Annotated in this window: 11 protein-coding genes and 1 pseudogene; 4 read left to right on the forward strand and 8 right to left on the reverse strand. The window is 71.2% G+C overall.

The window, feature by feature from the left end; genetic code table 11:
• Positions 1 to 171 precede the first annotated feature (171 nt).
• The gene (locus ACWCSV_RS29505) at positions 172 to 642 is read right to left on the reverse strand and encodes a nitroreductase family deazaflavin-dependent oxidoreductase (RefSeq protein ID WP_451147371.1); all 471 of its coding nucleotides are present in this window, start codon (positions 640 to 642) and stop codon (positions 172 to 174) included.
• A 191-nt stretch (positions 643 to 833) separates the two neighbouring features.
• Between ACWCSV_RS29505 and ACWCSV_RS29510 the strand changes: the two genes are divergently transcribed.
• Positions 834 to 1,553: a TetR/AcrR family transcriptional regulator gene (locus tag ACWCSV_RS29510; RefSeq protein ID WP_451147373.1), complete on the forward strand. Its 720-nt coding sequence runs from the start codon at positions 834 to 836 to the stop codon at positions 1,551 to 1,553.
• A gap of 3 nt (positions 1,554 to 1,556) precedes the next feature.
• Here the strand turns inward: ACWCSV_RS29510 and ACWCSV_RS29515 are convergent, their stop codons facing one another.
• The 4 genes and pseudogenes from ACWCSV_RS29515 to ACWCSV_RS29530 all read right to left on the reverse strand — a co-directional run bounded on the left by ACWCSV_RS29515 (position 1,557) and on the right by ACWCSV_RS29530 (position 5,573).
• Positions 1,557 to 2,585, reverse strand: coding sequence for a LacI family DNA-binding transcriptional regulator (locus tag ACWCSV_RS29515; protein ID WP_451147375.1), 1,029 nt, complete (start codon positions 2,583 to 2,585; stop codon positions 1,557 to 1,559).
• A 52-nt stretch (positions 2,586 to 2,637) separates the two neighbouring features.
• Positions 2,638 to 3,486: pseudogene (locus ACWCSV_RS29520) on the reverse strand (ATP-binding cassette domain-containing protein); the annotation flags it as partial.
• 71 nt (positions 3,487 to 3,557) lie between these two features.
• Complete coding sequence (locus ACWCSV_RS29525; RefSeq protein ID WP_451147377.1) at positions 3,558 to 4,553, reverse strand: ABC transporter permease; 996 nt, start codon at positions 4,551 to 4,553, stop codon at positions 3,558 to 3,560.
• A gap of 6 nt (positions 4,554 to 4,559) precedes the next feature.
• The gene (locus ACWCSV_RS29530; protein ID WP_451147379.1) at positions 4,560 to 5,573 is read right to left on the reverse strand and encodes a substrate-binding domain-containing protein; all 1,014 of its coding nucleotides are present in this window, start codon (positions 5,571 to 5,573) and stop codon (positions 4,560 to 4,562) included.
• 278 nt (positions 5,574 to 5,851) lie between these two features.
• Here ACWCSV_RS29530 and ACWCSV_RS29535 point away from each other — a divergent pair, with 278 nt between their 5' ends.
• Both ACWCSV_RS29535 and ACWCSV_RS29540 read left to right on the forward strand, forming a co-directional pair.
• Positions 5,852 to 6,865, forward strand: a complete 1,014-nt coding sequence (locus ACWCSV_RS29535; RefSeq protein WP_451147381.1) for a carbohydrate kinase family protein — start codon at positions 5,852 to 5,854, stop codon at positions 6,863 to 6,865.
• Positions 6,866 to 7,001: 136 nt separating this feature from the next.
• The gene (locus tag ACWCSV_RS29540) at positions 7,002 to 9,428 is read left to right on the forward strand and encodes a glycoside hydrolase family 32 protein (protein WP_451147383.1); all 2,427 of its coding nucleotides are present in this window, start codon (positions 7,002 to 7,004) and stop codon (positions 9,426 to 9,428) included.
• A 51-nt stretch (positions 9,429 to 9,479) separates the two neighbouring features.
• On the opposite strand, the gene ACWCSV_RS29545 is transcribed toward ACWCSV_RS29540, so the two are convergent.
• Complete coding sequence (locus ACWCSV_RS29545; protein ID WP_451147385.1) at positions 9,480 to 10,226, reverse strand: maleylpyruvate isomerase family mycothiol-dependent enzyme; 747 nt, start codon at positions 10,224 to 10,226, stop codon at positions 9,480 to 9,482.
• Positions 10,227 to 10,401: 175 nt separating this feature from the next.
• The gene (locus tag ACWCSV_RS29550; protein WP_451147387.1) at positions 10,402 to 11,664 is read right to left on the reverse strand and encodes an MFS transporter; all 1,263 of its coding nucleotides are present in this window, start codon (positions 11,662 to 11,664) and stop codon (positions 10,402 to 10,404) included.
• Positions 11,665 to 11,785: 121 nt separating this feature from the next.
• Between ACWCSV_RS29550 and ACWCSV_RS29555 the strand changes: the two genes are divergently transcribed.
• Positions 11,786 to 13,000, forward strand: coding sequence for an ROK family protein (locus tag ACWCSV_RS29555; protein WP_451147389.1), 1,215 nt, complete (start codon positions 11,786 to 11,788; stop codon positions 12,998 to 13,000).
• Between the two features lie 117 nt (positions 13,001 to 13,117).
• On the opposite strand, the gene ACWCSV_RS29560 is transcribed toward ACWCSV_RS29555, so the two are convergent.
• Entirely contained in the window at positions 13,118 to 13,642 is a 525-nt protein-coding gene (locus ACWCSV_RS29560) for an ATP-binding protein (RefSeq protein WP_451147391.1), read from the reverse strand.
• Positions 13,643 to 13,851: the final 209 nt, after the last annotated feature.

The following is a 13,851-nucleotide window of genomic DNA, read 5'->3' on the forward strand; positions in this document are numbered from 1 at the left end:
GGTGCTGCTGGCACCCCTGCTGCTGGCGGTGGCGCTGGGCGTGCGGCTCTCCTCGCGCGGTCCCGTCTTCCACCGGCAGATCCGGCACTGTTGTGCCGGTTCTCCGCGTCCGTGGCACACGCACCCGCGGTGCTGGACCAGCGGCCCAGGGCATGATCCGGACGAAAGGCCCTACCGGGCTTTCCGCTCCTCCACGGTGATCCGGAAGACCGGGTGGTCGGGGCAGGCCGCCAGCAGCTCCGCGTCCGTCGACGTGGCGGTGATGCCCTGGAAGTACTGGTTCACCTCCCAGCCCCACCGCTTCAGGTAGGCGCGGACGATGCGGACCTTCTGCGCGTCGTCCGCGATCTCCACCGCGGTGAAGGCGCGCGTCCTGCGCCCGACCCGCAGCTCACCGCCGCCCGCCGCCCGCATGTTGCGCACCCACTGGGAGTGGCCGCGGGCCGAAACCAGGTACTGCTCGCCGTCATGGGCGTGCGGATTCACCGGTACGCGCTGCATCCTGCCGCTCTTGCGCCCCCGCACGGACATCTCCGCCGAGCCCATGAGGCTGAAGCCGTGGCGGGCGAGCCACCCGACCGTGCTGTTGAAACGGGTGCTGATCGCACCGGCTCTGAAGTAGTACGGCTGTGCCTGCGACATGGTGTCCCCTGTTCCTGAGCGCGACATTCCCTGCGGGTGAGAGTCCCCGAGCGCGAAGTGGTCCGTCTTCGACGGGCCCCTCCGAGAGCGGTGCTCTCTGTTGAGATCAGTGTGCTCCAGCAGGGCCGACTGTGCAAGAGCAGTGCTCTCGTTTCTGGCCGGTGATCCACCCGCATGGCAGAATGGGCCCCATGAGTGCCATCAGGGGAGCCAGGGAACGCGCCCGTACCGAGATCACCGCCGCCATCAAGGACGAGGCGAGAGCGCAACTCGCGGCGGAGGGGGCCTCCAGGCTCTCGCTGCGTGCCGTCGCCCGCGAGCTGGGCATGGTCTCCTCGGCGCTCTACCGCTACTTCCCCAGCCGCGACGAGCTGCTGACGGCGCTGATCATCGATGCCTACGACGCGATCGGCGAAGCCGCCGAGAAGGCAGGCAGTGACGCCTCCGCCTCCCCGGACGGCTCACCCGCCACCGCCTGGACGGCCGTCGCCTGCGCCGTACGGGAATGGGCCCTCGCCCACCCCCACGAGTACGCCCTCATCCACGGCTCGCCCGTCCCCGGCTACGTGGCCCCCCAGGACACGGTGGGACCGGCCTCCAGGGTCGGCATGACCCTCATCGGCCTGATCCGCGAGGCCCACCGGGGCGCGGGCGTCACCACGCCGCCGCTCTCGGACGCACTGCGCCCCGAGGCGGTCCGGATGGCGGCCGAACTCGCCCCGGACCTGCCGCCGGCCAACGCCGCCGCACTCGTCATCGCCTGGGCCCAGCTCTTCGGACTCGTCTCCTTCGAGGTCTTCGGCCAGTTCAACGGGGTGGTGGAGGACCGGGAGGCGCTGTTTCGCCAGGCGGCCGACGGGCTCGCGCGCTCGGTCGGCCTCAAGGCGCCCGCAGCGCTTCCCGAAGAGTGAGGATCACCCGTGGCGAGGGGCGGGAAGTTCGCCGGAACCGCGGGGCACCAAAAGGGTCTCGACCATCACGGTGCGCCCCCGGGAGCGGTCCCCGTCGAGGCGTTCGATGGCGAGGGCCCCCGCCAACTCGCCCATGGCCGCGGGGTTCTGGGCGACGACCGTGAGCCCGGGATCGAGGATGGCGGCCATGGGCACGTCGTCGAAGGCGACGACCGCGACGTCCTTGCGGCGGCTGCGCGAGACCTCGGTCAGCACGCCGATCGTCATGACGTTGTTGCCCGACAGCAGCGCGGTCGGCGGGTCGGAGAGAGCGAGCAGCCTGGCCGTCGCCGCCGCCGCTCCTTCCGGGTCGTGGGCGTCGGCGACCAGCGCCCGGTCGTAGGGCAGTTCGGCCTCGGCGAGCGCCGCGCGGTAGCCGGCTATTCGTTCGCGGCGGGTGTACAGGCGGGCCGGCAGATCGCCGATGAAGCCGATCCGGCGGTGTCCGCGGGCGATCAGGTGGGCGACGCCCTCCCGCGTACCGGAGCGGTTGGAGCTGACCACCGTGTCGGCGGTGAGGCCGCTGCCGGGCCGGTCGAGGAAGACGACGGGCATCCCGGCCGCCCGGTGCGTCTTGAGGTGGGCGTGGTCGGCGCCCACCGCCGGCGCGACCATGAGGACGCTCACCCTGCGCGCCAGGAACGTACGGATCAGGGCGTGTTCGCGCTCCGGATCGTCGTCGGACGAACCCATCAGGAGCGTCAGACCGCGACCGCGCACTGCCTCCTCGATGCCCCCCGCGACCGCGCCGAAGAACGGGTTGCCGAGGTCCGGCACCACCAGCCCGACGGTGGTGTCGGGGCCGCCCACCCGGATGCTCCTGGCCATCAGGTTGGGCTGGAAGCCGAGCATCGCCACGGCGGCCAGAACGCGCTTCCTGGTCTCCGGGGAGCTGGGGCCGTCCTCGTTGAGGACCCGGGAGACCGTTTTGGCACTGACGCCGACCTCACGGGCGACGTCCGCGAGGGTCGGTCTGCGGGACGACGATGCCATGGACCACCTTTTTCTGGAGGGCGTCCCCTCGGACGCCGGGGACGGCGGGGCAGCTCCCCCGCACTCCGGCTGCCGAGGCGGCGTCACTGTCCGCCACGACCGTACCCCCGTCCGGACGCACGCCGAGCGCGCCGGTCATGATGGCCACGACTTCCGCCATGGAGTAGTCCGAAGGCCTGATCACGGCCTCGCGCCGGCCGAGCCGGTGGACGTGCACCCGGTCGGCGATCTCGAAGACGTGCGGCATGTTGTGACTGATGAGGATCACCGGCACCCCCTTGTCACGGACCCGGCGGATCAGATCGAGCACCTGCCCCGACTCCTTCACCCCCAGCGCGGCCGTCGGCTCGTCCATCACCACGACACTGCGGGCCCAGGCGGCGGCCCGTGCGACGGCCACCGCCTGACGCTGACCGCCGGAGAGTGTCTCCACGGGCTGGGACAGCGAGCCGATCTTGACCTTGAGTTCGGCCAGGTGCGCGGCGGCCTCCTGGCGCATCGCCTTCTTGTCGAGCATGCGGAGCACCGAGCCGAGCACACCCGGGCGACGGATCTCCCGGCCGAGGAACATGTTGGAGGCGATGTCCATGGACGCGGCGACGGCGAGATCCTGATACACCGTCTCGATGCCGCGCGCCCGCGCGTCCTGCGGTCCGGCGAACCTGACCGGCTCGCCGTGCAGCCGGATCTCCCCGGCATCGGGCACCAGGGCGCCGGTGAGCGCCTTGATCAGACTCGTCTTGCCGGCGCCGTTGTCACCGATGACGGCCAGTACCTCACCGGGCATGAGCTCGAAGTCGGCCTCGTCGATGGCGGTCACGTGCCCGTAGCGCTTGACCAGCCCGCGCGCGCTGAGCACCGGGGTGGGGCCGCCGTCCGGTGCGGACGGCGCCGCGGGCATGGCCGGCCGCGGATCGGCGTCCGCCTTGGACGGCTTGTACGCCGCCGGCTCTCGGGGCTGGTCCGGGTGGGTCATCGGTTCCCCTTGCGCGAGAGCTGGTCGACGGTGACCGCGAGGATCACCAGCACACCGGTGACCAGGGTCTGGTAGACGGACGAGACGCCCATCAGCTGGAGGCCGTTGCGGAACACACCGACGATGAGTACGCCGACCAGAGTGCCGAGCACCGTGCCCCGGCCGCCGAACAGGCTCGTCCCGCCGAGCACGACCGCGGTGATGCTGTCGAGGTTGTCGGTCTGCCCCGCCTGCGGATCGCCGACGCCGGTACGGGACACCAGCAGCAGAGCCGCGATCCCGTAGACCAGGCCGGCGATCGTGTAGACGCCCACGGTGAGCCGGGACACCCGGATGCCGCTGAGCCGGGCGCTCTCCGCGTTGTTGCCGAGGGCGTAGACGTGCCTGCCCCAGGCAGTACTGCTCAGCGCGTAGGCGAAGCCCAGGAAGAGCGCGATGGTGACCAGCGAACCGTAGGTGACGTCCGTCCGGCCGAGCGGAAAGGTACGGCCCAGCACGGTGAGCGGTCCGGGAAGGCCGGTGACCGTCTGCTCCTCGGAGTAGATGTGGGTCAGGGCGAAGGCGACATTGAGCATTCCCAGCGTCACGATGAACGGCGGCAGCGGCACGATGCGCACCAGAAACCCGTTGAGCAGGCCGAACCCCGCACAGGCCAGGATTCCGAGACCGATGGCGAGCAGCGGCGGCAGCGGACCGCTGACGGCCGGCTTGGCGATGAGGATGCCGCCGAACGCCATGACGGCGCCGCAGGAGAGGTCGATCCCGGCGGTGAGGATGATCAGCGTCTGCCCGATGGCGAGGGTGCCGACCACCATGACCTGCTGGAGGATCAGCGAGAAGTTGCCGCCGGACAGGAACTGGTCGGTGGCCGTGGTGAAGAACACCGACGCGAGAATGAGGGCCGCGAGCGGCCCCGCGGCCGGTGCGGTGAGGAGCCGGCGCAGCGCGGCCGTCCTGTCGGCGCGGACGGCAAGCGGAGTCGAAGGGGTCACAGCGGCTCAGCCCCAGCAGTTCTCGAGGCCGAAACCGGAGTCCTCGGACGCGGCACCGGCCTGCGGATCGTCGGTGATGAGCTGGACACCGGTGTCGGTGTAACCGGAGGCCTTCTTGCCGGACTTGGCGTACTCGGCGACCGCCTTCACGCCGTCGGCCGCCATCTTCAGGGGGTACTGCTGCGAAGTCGCCGCGATCCTGCCGTCCTTGACCGCCCGTACCCCGGTGCAGCCGCCGTCGATCGCGACGATCATGACGTCCTTCTCGCGACCCTTGGCCTTGATGGCGGTGTACGCGCCGAGCGCGGCCGGTTCGTTGATCGCGTACACCAGATTGATGTCGGGCGCCTTCTGCAGGCACGTCTCCATGGCGGTCTGGCCCTTGGCCTGGTCGCCGCCGGTGTCCTGGGAGCAGACGATCGACGGGTCGGAGGCGTCGATGCCGAAGCCCTTGACGAACCCGTCGTGCCGCTGGACGCCGACCGACACACCGGGAGCGAGGTCCATCGTGGCGATCTTCACCGGCTTGCCTCCCATCGCGGCCCTGGCGTAGGCGCCGATCAGCTCACCGGCCTTCACGTTGTCGGTGGCGAACAGCGCGTCGACGGCGGACTGCGGCTCCGGCGGAGTGTCCAGGGCGATGACGAGCACGCCCTTGGCCCGGGCCTTCGCGATCGCGGGGACGATGGCCCTGGAATCGTTCGGGGTGATCAGCACTCCCTCGACCCCGGCGGCGACCATGTTCTCCAGCGCGGTGATCTGCCCGGCATTGTCCCCGTCGAACTTCCCGGCAGCGGTGCTGAGTTCGACGTTCGCGCTCTTGGCCGCCTGTTCGGCTCCCTGCCTCATCTTCACGAAGTACGGGTTCGTGTCCGTCTTGGTGATCAGTCCGACCTTCACCTTGCCCCCGGACGAGGAACCGCCGGCGGAGCCGGTACCGGAACCGGATCCGCAGGCGGCCAGGGAGAGGGCGAGGCCGACGGCGCCGATGGCGAGGGCCGGTTGGGCTCTACGGAACATGGTGCAACTCCTGGGGACGCGGTGGGCCGGCCGGCAGCCGAGTGGTGCCGGGAGACGCTCTCGTGGCGATGTCATCGTTGACACATGTCATCGTTGACACCGCATGCGGAGGATGATGGACTCCCGGTCCGGCAACGTCAATCCCTTGCGCTGAAAAGCGAGTTGGCCGAACAGAAGGCCGATCCATGGTGCTGCGCCCCCGGACACCGCCCGGGGTCCGCGTGGCGCACGCCGCCGCGCAATCCCCGATTCCACGTCCCACCTGGAGGGTCAACCCCATGCAGACACCGCGTCAGGTCACCGTGCTGGGCGAGTGTGTAGCCGACCTCTTCGCCGAGCCCGGCCCCGCCCTCCCGCACACCGGTGCATCGAGCCCCGTCCCGCATCGGCAGGGCATGACCCTGCGCGTCCTGCCGGGCGGTGGTCCCGCCAACACCGCGGTGGGGCTGGCCCGACTCGGCACGCCGACCCGGTTGATGGCCCGGTTGTCCGGCGATGTCTTCGGCCGCCTGTTCCGTGCCCGCCTGCTGGAGTCGGGGGTCGATCTGTCGGGCGCGCCGAACGCCGCCGAGCCGAGCACGCTCGCGGTCGCCGACGTCGACGCGGGCGGGACGGCCTCGTACTCCTTCCACGCCGAGGGCACCGCGGACTGGCAGTGGACGCGTGCGGAGCTGGCCGCCGGTGATCCGCGCGACTCGGCCTGTGTGCACACCGGTTCGCTCGCGCTGGTCCGCAGCCCCGGGGGCTTCCTGGTGGAGGAGCTGCTGGCCGTGGCGCGGCTCCACTCCACGGTGAGCATCGACCCCAACGTCCGTCCGGCGCTGGTCGATCCGGAGGTGTACCGCGACCGGCTCCCCGGCTGGTGCGCGGTGGCGGACATCCTGCGGCTGAGCCAGGACGACCTCGACGCGGTGGCCCCGGGCGCCACGGTCGAAGCGGCCTGCGACGGCTTCCACGCGGCGGGCGCCCGGCTGGTCGTGGTCACCCTCGGCGCACACGGAGCGCTCGCCTCGCTCGGCGGCCGGCGGATCTCCGTACCCGGTGTGCCCACCCGGGTGGTCGACACGGTCGGCGCCGGGGACGCCTTCACCGCGGGGCTTCTGCACCACCTCGGGGAGCACGGCCTGCTGGGCGGCCGGCTCGAACGGCTGACGCCGGCCGAGGTCGCGGCGGCCTGCGCGTACGCGGTCCGCGTGGCGGCCCTGACCTGCGCCGTCGCCGGTCCCAATCCGCCGTGGGCCCACCAGATGGAACCTCGGCCCGGCACCACCAAGGCCCCGAGCCTCTCCTGACGGGCCGGAACGGATCCTGTTCGGAGCGTTGACGGGCTCCCGGCCGGGGCCCATCATCTGTCATCGATCGGGTGTCATCGATGACAGATGTCAACGATGACACCCATTCGCCTCCCTGCAGAGAGAGTGGGTTCACATGCGCCGAAGAGTCGGGGCGCTGTTCGCCGCGCTGATGACGAGCCTGGCCGCGGGCCTGGTCGCGCTGGTTCCGAGCGCACCTGCGGCCGCCGGGACCACCGGGGACTATCCCGGGTTCCCGTATCCGACGACCACGTACAGCGAGCCGCTGCGCGGCCAGTTCCACTTCAGCTCGCAGTCGGGCTGGATGAACGACCCGAACGGACTGGTGTACGCGAACGGGGTCTACCACTTCTTCTACCAGCACAACCCGCACGGCCTGGCCTGGGACACCATGCACTGGGGGCACGCCACCAGCCCCGACCTGGTGCACTGGACCCAGAAGCCGATCGCGCTGGAGCCCGACGTGCACCCCGGCACGCTCTTCTCCGGTGGCGGGGTCGTCGACAAGGACAACACCTCGGGGCTGAAGACCGGATCCCTCGACCCGATCGTGGTGTTCTCCAACACCGACGGCGTCAGCGTGTTCTACAGCAATGACAACGGCCAGACCTTCCAGGCGTACGACAAGGGCCGCAAGCAGATCCAGATACCCGACGAGAGCCGTGACCCCAAGGTCTTCTGGGACGCGGCCCGCCACCGCTGGACCATGGTCGTCTGGTCGGACGAGGGCGGCAACGGGGTGAGCATCTACACCTCGCCGAACCTCCTGAAATGGACCTTCGCCAGCCGCTTCGAGGCACCCTGGCTCTTCGAATGCCCCGACATGTACCCCCTGGCCCTCGACGGGAGGACCGGCCAGCAGCGCTGGGTGCTGACCTCGGCCTCCAGCCAGTACGTCGTCGGATCCTTCGACGGCACGACGTTCAGCACCGACTGGACCGGCCCGCAGCAGATGGACCTGGGTACGACGTACGCCGGCGGCAGCTTCTACGCCGCGCAGACGTTCACCAGCACACCGGACGGCCGCACGGTGCAGATGGCCTGGCAGGGCGGCAACCGCGGCAGCACCTGGACCGGCAACGCGACCTTCCCGGTGTCGCTCGGCCTGGTCAGCACCGCGGACGGGCCCCGGATCACCCGTACCCCGGTCGCCGAACTCGCCTCGCTGGGCTCGGAGACCAGGAGCTGGAAGAACGAGACGGTCGACGCGGACCAGGGAGGCAACCTCTTCAAGGACGTCAAGGCCGACACCTACGAGATCACCGCGCAGTTCGACGTGAGGGGCGTGAGCGCGCAGCGGTTCGGCTTCGACCTGCACGCCCGGTCCGACGGCACCGCCGACCGCAGCGTGGTCTACGACACCGGGGCGCAGACCCTCCAGGGCAAGCCGCTCAAGCCGGTGAACGGCAAGGTCACCATGCGACTCCTCGTGGACAGGGGCCAGTTGGAGACGTTCGCCGACGGCGGACGGTACTCCCTCTCCGACAACGCGGACTTCGATTCCGCGGCCGACAGCCAGGGCATCCGGCTCTTCGCCGCCGGCGGCAAGGTGAAACTGGACAGCGCGACCTTCACCCGCCTCAACACCAGCTGGGGCACGGACCAGGCGACCCTTCTCAGCAACCTGAAGGGGCCCTGGCACGCGGCCGGCGGCGCCTGGAGCGACGTCAGCACGGGCAAGCGCGCCACCACCAATGGCGACGGCTTCTACATGAGCGCGGAGAGCGGCGGCGACGCGGTCTACCAGGGCGACATCTCGCTGGACACCGCGCACGCCGCCGGCCTGACGTTCCGCGCGAACTCCGGCGGCGCCGGCTACACGGCGACCCTCGACACCAGCGGGGTGGTCAAACTCTGGCGCCCGGGCAAGGACATCGCCGTCCACACGGCACCGGTCTCCGCCGGCCGCACCTACCACCTGAAGGTACGGACCGACGGTTCCCGCATCCGGGTCTGGCTCGACAACGGCACCGACCCCGTCATCGACGCCACCGACTCCACGTACACCAGCGGCCTGTTCGGCGTGAACGTGTACAACGGCACGGCGACGGTGCAGAACCTGAACACCGGTACGGCGGGCTTCTCCGCCTTCCCGGCGGGAAGCTGGACACCGCACGGCGGCAACTGGACGGTCACCCCCGCCGGACTGAGAGGGGCCTCCGGCCAGAACGGCTTCTACCTCAGCGACCGCTCCGGCACCGACTTCACCTACGAGGGCGACCTGTCCGTCACCAACGGCACGGCCACCGGCCTGACGTTCCGCGCGAACTCCGGCGGCGCCGGCTACACGGCGAACATCGACACCAGCGGGGTGGTCAAACTCTGGCGCCCCGGCAAGGACATCGCCACCTACGCCACCCCCGTCGTCGAGGGCCGCACCTACCACCTGAAGGTGCGGACGGAGGGTACCCGTATCCGGGTCTGGTTCGGGGGCGGTGCCGACCCCGTCATCGACGCGACCGACGACGCCTACCCCGGCGGACTCTTCGGCGTGAACGGCTTCGCGGCGAACACCGTCGCGCAGAACCTGACCGTCGGCTGACCGGACGGGCCTTCCCGGAGCCCGCGGGCGCCGGGAAGGTTCACACCCGCGTCACCAGGTGATGGCGGACTTCTCCGTCCAGAGCCGCGCCAGGGCCCCGTCGCCTTCGAGGGTGACCGAGGTGAGCGGCAGGCGGTTCCACAGGGCCAGACAGAGGGACTCCGCGCTGCCGCTCACCACGCAGTCGGCGACGGCCTCACGGTTGTCGTCGCGTACCGCCCGCGGCGGTTCGGCCGAGAGGCGGACCGTCCAGGCGGCGCCCGCGTCGACCGCGTGCACCCGCAGGACGCGCGGGTCCTCGGTGCGCACCCTGCTCTTGGCGCGTGCGTGGAAACCGGTCAGCAACTCGTCGATGCCATCGAGCGCGGTGCTCGTGCCCACCGGTGAGTACGGGGCTCCGAGCGCCGATTCCGCGTCCACCCGGTGGATCGTCGTCTCGTGCAGCTGACGGCGGGCCCAGAACGCCGACCCCGAGGCCGCCGGCATGAACGTCCAGCAGACGAGGTCGCGAGGAGCGGCTTCCAGCGCCGCCACCAGAGCCCGGTGCCCGTCGGCGAACCAGTCCAGCAACTCCTGTTTGTCCAGGTCGGGTTCGCCCTCGTCGTCGACGTACTCGGTGTGCCCTTCCACGACGAACGCCGTCGCCCACCGGTGCACCGTGCCGGTGTGGCGCAGCAGGTCGCGCACCCGCCAGCCCGGGCACGTCGGCACGGTGGCGTCCGTCCCCGCCCGCTCCGCCGCCGCGACGAGCAACCGGCCTTCGACGCCGAGCTGTGTGATCTGTTCGGACATGTCCATGGCGCAGATTCTGGCAGGGCCGGGGGCGAGGGCGGTGACCTTCTCGCCTGCTGGAATCAGCGGTGTTCCGCTTCGGAGCGAGAGCCGGGACGCGGAGGACTTCCTCCGCGTCTCCGGTCCTGCGAGCCGGTCCTGCGAGCCGGTCCTGCGAACCGGCGGTTCTGCGGCGCGGCCCTCAGGCGCCGCCCGGAGATGCGGTGCGGGAGACGTACCCGAGCACGGCAGCCGCCGCGGCGAGCAGGGCCACCGTGGTCAGGGCCATCGGCAGCGAGAGCCAGTCGGCGAGGAAGCCGATGACGGGCGGCCCCATCAGCATGCCGCCGTAGCCGAGGGTGGAGGCGGCGGCCACACCGCCGGGGCCCGCCAGTGCGCCCGCCCTGCCGACCGCGACCGGGAAGATGTTGGCCAGTCCGAGCCCTGCCACGGCGAATCCGGCGAGCGCCAGGGGGACCGTGGGGGCGAGCGAGCCCAACAGCATGCCGGCCGCCGCGGCGCCGCCGCCGAACACCAGCGTCCGCGTCTGGCCGAAACGTTCCAGCAGAGCCGTACCGGTGAGTCGGCCCATCCCCATGGCCAGGGCGAACAGTGAGTAGCCGGCGGCCGCCGTGCCCGGTGTGGCGTGCAGATCCTGGGTCAGGTGCAGCGCACTCCACTCCGCGAGCGCGCCCTCGCCGTACGCGGTGCAGAGCGCGATCACGCCGAACAGGGCGACCACGCGGCGGACGGCCGGGCTCATGCGGGGCGAGGAGGCGCGGGTGTCCGGCGCGGAGGGCGCGGGAATCGCCGAAGGCACGGTGGACCCGGTGGAAGTGGCCGCCGCGCCCGGTGTGTTCCGGAGCATGAACGGCCCCGCGACCGCGGTGACCAGCAGGCCCGCCGCGGCGAGCAGGGTCAGGTGGGCGACGGGGGAGAGGTGGCCGGCGGCGACTCCGCCGATCCCCGCACCGGCCATGCCGCCGAAGCTGAACGCGGCGTGGAAGCTGGGCAGTACGGGCCGGCGGATGGTGGCGACGAGGTCCACCGCCGCACTGTTCATGGCGACGTTCATCCCGCCGTACGCGGCGCCGAAGACCAGCAGCAACAGTCCGAGCGTCAGCGCCGAACCGGCGTGCGCGGGCAGGGCGATGCTCAGGGAAAGCAGGATGCCGCACCAGACGCCCACCCGGTGGCTGCCGAAGCGGTGGCAGAGCCGGCCGGTGAGGACCATCGTGATCACCGCGCCCGCCGAGACCCCGAGCAGGGCGAGCCCGAGCGAGGAGGCGGAGGCACCGATGTGGTGCTTGATCGCCGGGATGCGTACGACCCAGCCTGCGAAGAGGAAACCGTCGAGGGCGAAGAACGCGGTCAGCGCGGTGCGGAGCCGGACCGCGGAGGGTGGAGCGGTGTCTCCGCCATGGCCCCCCGTTCGGACCGTCCGCAGTTTGTTTAGGTGCGGCACAAACTCAGCATAGGGGCGTGTCGGGGGCGGGCACAAGACACGTGCGCACGTGACCCGCGGCACGTCGTGACCTGGTGCCGAAGCGTCAGGGGCACCTCCGGATCGTGGGAGACTCGCCCCCATGAACGGCAAGGTGTCCACTACGCGGACGAAGCTGGAGAGGGGCCGCAGCGCGCTCGGGCCGGCCCTGGAACTGGTGCACACGGGGCGCGCGCCCACCCGTGCCGTGCTGACCTCGGAACTGGGCGTCACCCGCGCCACCGCGGGGGCGGTCGCGGCCGAACTGGAGGCGCTGGGGCTCATCAGGGTCGATTCCAGCCCTGGTTCGGCCGCCGGTTCGCAGGGCCGCCCCTCGCACCGGCTGTCGGTGCGCGAGACCGGCCCCGTCGTACTCGCAGCCCAGGTGCACTCGGACGGTTTCCGTGCCGCACTGGTCGGACTCGGGGGCCGGATCGTCGCCACCGCGCCGGGGTGCGGCACGGTCATGGCCGACCCCGCGCAGGTGCTCGGCGAAGTGGTGGAGGCGGGCGCGCAGCTGCTGCGCGGCAGTGGGCTGCGCTGCGTGGGCGCCGGACTCGCCGTCCCCTCGGCCGTGGCCGAACCGGAGGGAACGGCCCTGAACCCGATGCACATCGCATGGCCGGCCGGCGCCCCGGTGCGCGAGATCTTCCGCTCCTGCGTGCGTGAAGCGGGCATCGAGGGGCCGGTGTTCACCGGAAACGACGTCAACCTCGCGGCGCTCGCCGAACATCGGCACGGCTCCGGGCGCGGTGCCCGGCACCTGCTCTGCGTGGCCACCGGCCACCGGGGCGTCGGCGGCGCACTGGTACTCGACGGCCGCCTGCACACCGGGAGTTCGGGGCTCGCGCTCGAAGTGGGACACCTCACCGTGAACCCCGAGGGCCGTGCGTGCCACTGCGGAGGCCGGGGCTGCCTCGACGTCGAGGCGGACCCGCTCGCCTTCCTCCTCGCCGCGGGCCGGACGCCCGGCCCGGAGGAGTCGCTGCTCAAGCAGGCCGGCGATCTGCTGCGGACGGAGTACGGGGACGGGGACGTACGCCGCGCCGCCGAGGCGCTCATCGACAGACTGGGACTGGGGCTCGCGGGGCTCGTCAACATCCTCAACCCCGACCGGGTCATCCTCGGCGGGCTGCACCGGGATCTGCTCCAGGCCGACCCCGAGCGGCTGCGGGCCGTCGTCGCCGATCGCAGCCTGTGGGGGCGCAGCGGCAGCGTGCCGATCCTGCCGTGCACGCTGGCGCACGACAGCCTGGTGGGCGCGGCCGAACTGGCCTGGCAGCCGGTGCTCGACGACCCGCTGACCGTCCTCGTCTGACTCGTGGGAGGAAGCCCTCCCGCATCACGCGGAGCGGCCGGTGTCCGGAGAACGTACGGTTCCCGGACACCGGCCGCGAGGTCGGACCCCGTGTGATCGCAGAGTGGTGAGGGTGCGTCAGCCGAGTACGGCCGACCGGCTGGGGAACTGGGCCGAGGCTTCGACCGCCCCTGCGTACCGCCCCCCGAACGGGCCGTCGGTCATCGATCCGTACACCGCGAGCGGTGGCAGCGCCCTCGTCGCGACGGACGGGGTGGGCAAAGTGAACCAGACGATCTTGCCCGCCCCGTCTCCGGGACGGACACCCCAGCTCTCGCTGACGGCGGCGATGAGGGCCAGTCCGCGCCCGGACGTCGCGAAGGTGTCCGCCACGTTCACGGCGGGCAGACGTGGGTCGTGGTCGTGGACGGAGACCGTCAGGCGGTCGAGCAGCAGCTCGATGTCGACGGTGCACGACTTGTCCGGTTCCGCGTGGCGGTGGACATTGGTGAGCAGTTCGGTGACGCCCAGGGCCGCATGGTCGATCAGAAGATCGAGATGCCAGTAGCGCAGTTGCGCCGAGATGATTCTGCGGACCTGACCGATCCGCGACGGCAGTGCCTGGAGCTCCACCGTGCAGTGCCTGCTTGGCTCGCTGATCACGGCTGCGACTCCCCGAAAGTGGTCCGGAAGAAGACGGAGGAACGGATCCAGCATGTGGCTGGCTGGTGTTTCTGGTCTGCTGTGGTCCGTCGCGGCGGCCTGCCACCTTCAGTCGCAGGGTGACCTTCGGTAAACCGTCCGTGACGTGTGTTCAGCGTCGCTCAGGGCGCCCCGCTCCGCAACTCGCGGCCGTGGGTGCGGGGCATGGG

It is taken from the genome of Streptomyces sp. NPDC001770 (genome assembly GCF_053596135.1).

Excerpts from the sequence above, each read along its gene's own strand:
- ACWCSV_RS29510 (WP_451147373.1), top strand. The coding sequence starts at position 834 with ATGAGTGCCATCAGGGGAGCCAGGGAACGCGCCCGTACCGAGATCACC.
- ACWCSV_RS29515 (WP_451147375.1), bottom strand. The coding sequence starts at position 2,585 with ATGGCATCGTCGTCCCGCAGACCGACCCTCGCGGACGTCGCCCGTGAG.
- ACWCSV_RS29555 (WP_451147389.1), top strand. The coding sequence starts at position 11,786 with ATGAACGGCAAGGTGTCCACTACGCGGACGAAGCTGGAGAGGGGCCGC.
- ACWCSV_RS29535 (WP_451147381.1), top strand. The coding sequence starts at position 5,852 with ATGCAGACACCGCGTCAGGTCACCGTGCTGGGCGAGTGTGTAGCCGAC.
- ACWCSV_RS29545 (WP_451147385.1), bottom strand. The coding sequence starts at position 10,226 with ATGGACATGTCCGAACAGATCACACAGCTCGGCGTCGAAGGCCGGTTG.
- ACWCSV_RS29530 (WP_451147379.1), bottom strand. The coding sequence starts at position 5,573 with ATGTTCCGTAGAGCCCAACCGGCCCTCGCCATCGGCGCCGTCGGCCTC.
- ACWCSV_RS29505 (WP_451147371.1), bottom strand. The coding sequence starts at position 642 with ATGTCGCAGGCACAGCCGTACTACTTCAGAGCCGGTGCGATCAGCACC.
- ACWCSV_RS29540 (WP_451147383.1), top strand. The coding sequence starts at position 7,002 with ATGCGCCGAAGAGTCGGGGCGCTGTTCGCCGCGCTGATGACGAGCCTG.